This window comes from Massilia sp. DJPM01 (genome assembly GCF_030348125.1).
In the GTDB taxonomy this organism is placed as follows: Bacteria; Pseudomonadota; Gammaproteobacteria; order Burkholderiales; family Burkholderiaceae_D; genus Telluria_A; species Telluria_A frigida.
Genome location: NZ_JAQOZV010000119.1, coordinates 1 through 5064, shown reverse-complemented (window position 1 = coordinate 5064; position 5064 = coordinate 1). Strand labels below are relative to the sequence as shown.

Annotated in this window: 5 protein-coding genes; all 5 read right to left on the bottom strand. The window is 58.0% G+C overall.

From position 1 onward, the window contains the following. Positions 1-538: 538 nt before the first annotated feature. Positions 539-985: a pilin gene (locus PO883_RS33705; protein WP_289313680.1), complete on the bottom strand. Its 447-nt coding sequence runs from the start codon at positions 983-985 to the stop codon at positions 539-541. 216 nt (positions 986-1201) lie between these two features. Beyond that, positions 1202-1795 carry an FHA domain-containing protein gene (locus PO883_RS33700; protein WP_289313679.1) on the bottom strand — a complete coding sequence of 198 codons (594 nt, stop codon included), beginning with the start codon at positions 1793-1795 and terminating at the stop codon, positions 1202-1204. 88 nt (positions 1796-1883) lie between these two features. After that, complete coding sequence (sucD, locus tag PO883_RS33695) at positions 1884-2765, bottom strand: succinate--CoA ligase subunit alpha (protein ID WP_166894617.1); 882 nt, start codon at positions 2763-2765, stop codon at positions 1884-1886. A 25-nt stretch (positions 2766-2790) separates the two neighbouring features. Next, a complete protein-coding gene (sucC, locus tag PO883_RS33690) occupies positions 2791-3963 on the bottom strand; it encodes an ADP-forming succinate--CoA ligase subunit beta (protein ID WP_167094382.1) in 1173 nt (390 codons plus the stop codon). 73 nt (positions 3964-4036) lie between these two features. Further along, on the bottom strand, positions 4037-4603 hold the full coding sequence (locus PO883_RS33685; RefSeq protein WP_289313678.1) for a DUF2889 domain-containing protein: 567 nt from the start codon (positions 4601-4603) through the stop codon (positions 4037-4039). Positions 4604-5064 lie beyond the last annotated feature (461 nt).

Genomic DNA, 5064 nt, shown 5'->3' with positions numbered 1-5064 from the left:
TGTGAACCGTACTTGGGTATATGCAAGCGCCGTGCCAGGTCTGCTTTTTGACACAACACCACCGTATTTCAAGATTAACAATGTAAATTTGACAAATTTTTGACGTATGACTGACAGGTTTTGTCAATTTGACATGCCATTTTTTGTCATCTGGCACGTTTTGGCCGGTTTTTTAAGGAAAAAGTACGATGGTAGACGTGCTGGCGGCAACAACAGCGCTTCCCGATACGCTTCCACTGAAATAATGCATGGCCGCCCGAATGACCAGCTGAGAATGCGGAGGCGGATCACAGTTCACATTGCGGGATGAAGCGCATGTCCCGGGCAGCATCTGATCCTACCAAGACCAAAAGGGAAGCGATTCAACATGGATGCGGGAAGGGTGACACGCAAAGGCGGTAAATACGGCAGGGGTAGCCCTGTGGACGAGCAGGGGTCATCAAGAGGAACAGCAAAGTACGGCGGGAAGCAGATGCGGCAACGACTCAGAAATGCAAAAGCCCCCTGGATCAAGGGGCCCGGCTGAATCAAAGATGAATCACGTGCATTCTTTTGGCTTGACGTTGACATTCAGCGTCGAGCTGCACGTCCAGATGTTGCCACCAGGACCGCCGGTCGGGCTTCTGGTCAGCGTGATCACGAAACCAGCAATTTGGGTATTGCCTTTTAGTACACACTCAAGCGTGGTCGCGCCCGACGGCTCCAGCGACACGGTCACCGCGCAGCGCTGCGTGGTTGAGTGCATCCCGATCGACTCCGGATCCGTAATGGCCGCGTCGACACCTTCTGCCATCTTCGTTTCGACGATAACCTTTCCAGCGGTAATTTCTGCCAAGCCCGTCATCGCTTGCGACTTGGCAATATAGTTTTGATACGCCGGCAGCGCGACGCTGGCCAGGATACCGATAATGGCCACAACGATCATCAATTCGATCAGCGTAAAGCCAGCCTGAACATATTTCCGCTTGCTCGTCGATTTCATCATATTCCCTCATTGCAGACACAATTGCCGCGCGTTAACCATTCTGAGGATATTGCAATCGCCGTGCCAGCGTATTTCGCCGTATTTGGCGTGTCGATACCCCGATTGTGCAAGAAAGCGTCAGCTTGTGCTGCCGGGAGTACAAAAATTGTCAGCCAGGAGCGACACTTTTTGCCATGTTGCAACTTCAGGAGCAAAAAGGGAAATGGAAAAAAGCGCCTACTCCGGCGTCAGGCAAAACACCATATCGGCCCCCGCCAGCTCGATCGCATCGCCGTGCTGCAAGCGGCGCGGGGTTTTGCCCGGCGCCACGCCATTGATCAGTGGCGCCAAGCTGCCGTCCACATGGGTCAGATAATAGGCGCCGTTCTGACGCGTGATGGCGACCACCTGCACGCCTGGCTTACCCAGGGTCGACAGGGGCTTGGTCAACGCCAGCCGCTTGCCGGCATTTGGTCCGGTCTTGACCTCGATCGACCCGAGCATGGATGCCTCAACGGTATGCACTGCGGGTGGCGCGCGCCGCGGTCCGGCCATGAATTCGAGCTGGAAGCGCGCCACGACGATGGTGTCGTGGTCCTCCAGCATATGCTTGGCCACGCGCCTGCCGTTCACATAGGTGCCATTGGTGCTGCCCAGGTCTTCCAGGAACACATCGTCCATGATGAACGTGAACGCCGCATGGGCGCCGCTCATGGCTGGATGCGGGAGCACGATATCGCTGTCGGGCCTGCGCCCGAGCGTCATCCGGTCCTTGTCGAGCTCGACCTCTCGTATCACCGCGTGATCGCGCGATATGATAATTTTCGCCACTCTTGCCCTCCGTGGGGGTGACCCGCCAACGAGAACGGGGAGCCTGCGCTCCCCGTCATTATTCACTACCTTTGGCCTTGCTTACAAATTACAGCATGGCTTTCAGCAAACGCGCCATTTCCGACGGGTTTTTGGTGGCTTTAATACCGCAGGCTTCCATGATGTCCAGCTTGGCTTGTGCCGTATCGGCGCCACCGGAAATCAGTGCGCCCGCATGGCCCATGCGCTTGCCCGGAGGAGCGGTCACGCCAGCGATGAAGCAAACCACGGGCTTTTTCATGTTGTCTTTGATCCAGTAAGCCGCATTGCCTTCGTCCGGACCGCCGATTTCGCCGATCATGATGACCGCGTCGGTATCAGGATCGTCGTTGAACATCTTCATGACGTCGATGTGCTTCAGACCGTTGATCGGGTCGCCGCCGATGCCCACTGCCGACGATTGGCCCAGGCCCAATGCGGTCAGCTGGCCGACTGCTTCGTACGTCAACGTGCCCGAACGCGAGACCACGCCGATGCGGCCCTTGCGGTGGATGTGACCTGGCATGATGCCGATCTTGATTTCGTCTGGGGTGATCAGGCCTGGGCAGTTCGGGCCCAGCAGCAGGGTCTTGGAACCGGCCTTGGCCATGCGGTCCTTGAGCGCCATCATGTCACGGACAGGAATGCCTTCGGTGATGCAGATTGCCAGGTCGAGTTCAGCTTCGACGGCTTCCCAGATCGCGGCGGCGGCGCCTGCCGGCGGCACGTAGATGACCGACACGTTGGCGCCGGTTTCTTTTTTCGCTTCTGCCACGTTAGCGAAAATAGGAATGCCTTCGAAATCTTCGCCGGCCTTCTTCGGGTTCACGCCGGCAACGAAGCATTCCTTGCCATTCGCGTAATCGCGGCACATGCGGGTGTGGAATTGACCGGTCTTGCCGGTAATCCCCTGGGTGACTACTTTTGTATCTTTATTGATCAGAATCGACATGTTTGTTCCTTCGAATTAGGCCGGATTAGGCTTTATGAGCAGCAGCAGCCGCTACCACGGCCTTGGCTGCGTCTTCCATCGTATCGGCGGCGATGATCGGCAGGCCGGACTCGGCCAGCATCTTCTTGCCGATGTCTTCGTTGGTGCCCTTCATGCGCACAACCAGCGGCACGGTCAGGGAAACGGCCTTCGATGCGGTGATCACGCCTTCGGCGATCACGTCGCAGCGCATGATGCCGCCGAAAATGTTGACCAGGATGGCTTTCAGGCCTGGATTCTTCAACATGATCTTGAACGCTTCGGTCACTTTTTCGGCCGTGGCGCCACCGCCCACGTCGAGGAAGTTGGCCGGCTCGCCACCGAACAGCTTGATGGTGTCCATGGTGGCCATGGCCAGGCCGGCGCCGTTCACCAGGCAGCCGATGTTGCCGTCGAGCGAGATGTAAGCCAGGTCGAACTTCGATGCTTCGACTTCGGCCGCGTCTTCTTCATCCAGGTCGCGGTAAGCGACGATGTTCGGCTGGCGATAGAGGGCGTTCGAGTCAAAATTGAATTTGGCGTCGAGCGCGATGACCTTGCCGGAGCCGGTCAGGATCAGCGGGTTGATTTCCGCCAGCGAAGCGTCGGTTTCCCAGTAGGCTTTGTACAGGCCCTGCAGCTGAACGCGGGCGTCGGCGATCGATTCAGGCGGCACGCCGATCTTGGCCGAAATCTCGTCCGCTTCAGCGTCGGTCAGGCCGACCGATGGGTCGATCGCGATCTGGTGGATTTTTTCAGGGTTCGAGTGTGCAACTTCTTCGATGTCCATGCCGCCTTCGGAGGAGGCCATCAGGACCACGCGCTGGCTGACGCGGTCGGTAACCATCGACACGTACAGTTCTTTCTTGATGTCCGCGCCTTCTTCGATCAGCAGGCGGCGTACTTTCTGGCCTTCCGGGCTGGTCTGGTGCGTGATCAGCTGCATGCCCAGGATCTGCTCTGCATATTCCTTGACCTGTTCCAGCGACTTGGCGACTTTCACGCCGCCGCCCTTGCCGCGACCGCCAGCATGGATCTGTGCCTTGACTACCCAGACCGGACCGCCGAGCGTCTCGGCTGCTTTAACAGCCTCTTCCACGGACAAGCACGGAATGCCGCGCGGTACCGTCACTCCATACTGCCGGAGGATTTCTTTGCCTTGATACTCATGGATTTTCATGCTGGCTTCCCTTCTTCTGATACTGATTTGTAGAAAATACGGTTGAAATGCGAGAAAAAACGGGAAAGCGCTGCTAACCCGGTACAACTTTCGCCACCCAGCGCGGATAGTACACCGCGACGGCAGGACCCTCGGCACGCAGGGCATGGCATTTATCGATCTGGAACGGCTTGTCCGGCAAGGGGTCGTGGCCAGCCCCGTCGCGGGTCTGGATCACGTCGTTGGCGTAGGCCTGGATCGCCGCGGTCGGCAGGATCTGCGCCAGTTCGCTCAGGTGGGTGCAGCCCAGCACGCCGGACAGCCGCTCTTTGATGCCAAGGCGAAAGCCCTTCATCAAGGACAGGCCGATCAATTTTTTGTAAGCAGGCGCTATGGTATCGCAATAGCCAGGGTACGGAACGGCATCGGACGCGGCTTCGGCATCGACAATGGTCAGTTCGCGGTTGATGGTGATGCGCAGGTGCAGCTTGTGCAGGAAGGTGCCGCCGCTGCGTACGCCGGACGCCAGGGTGACGTCGCGGACCTTGACGTCAGTGATACGGGCGTCGAGATCCCACAGGCCATCGTCGCGCGCGAACGCTTCGATTTCGATGGCGCGCGTATGCCGTAGTGCGCGAGGGACGGGAGAAGACAGGGGCATGAAGACAAGACCAATGCCGAAAATGCGGCGTAAATAGTTGCAGCCGGTGTGCACGTCGTGCACGTTGCCGCAGCTTCTACGGCAACAACCGCTCATGCGGCGCTGCTTAAACCCCAAAAGTTTAGCACATGCGGGAGGCCAGTTGCGCTGCAACATGGTTTTTAGGGGAAAGATGCGCGAAATTTCACCGGTTGGGGGGGTATCGGTTGATCGGAGGTATTCCTCGACTGCGAGCGAAGGGACGGGATGCAAGGGGGTAGACACATCTTGGTAACGTTCACGTGTACGCACGCCCCCTTCGCCGTCCCTACATCATCCTGCCTCTTTGCTGATGCACTTGGCACGCTGCGCGCAGCATACCAAGAGCATCCTCCGCTGCGAAAATGTAAAGTCGTAGCCGGAAGCCGTGCTCATGAATATACAGCTTAGTCTCCGCCTGAGACCGGTGCCGTGTGCTTAAC

Coding starts and splice junctions, on each gene's coding strand:
- PO883_RS33705 (WP_289313680.1), bottom strand. CDS start 985: ATGATGAAATCGACGAGCAAGCGGAAATATGTTCAGGCTGGCTTTACG.
- sucD (WP_166894617.1), bottom strand. CDS start 2,765: ATGTCGATTCTGATCAATAAAGATACAAAAGTAGTCACCCAGGGGATT.
- sucC (WP_167094382.1), bottom strand. CDS start 3,963: ATGAAAATCCATGAGTATCAAGGCAAAGAAATCCTCCGGCAGTATGGA.
- PO883_RS33685 (WP_289313678.1), bottom strand. CDS start 4,603: ATGCCCCTGTCTTCTCCCGTCCCTCGCGCACTACGGCATACGCGCGCC.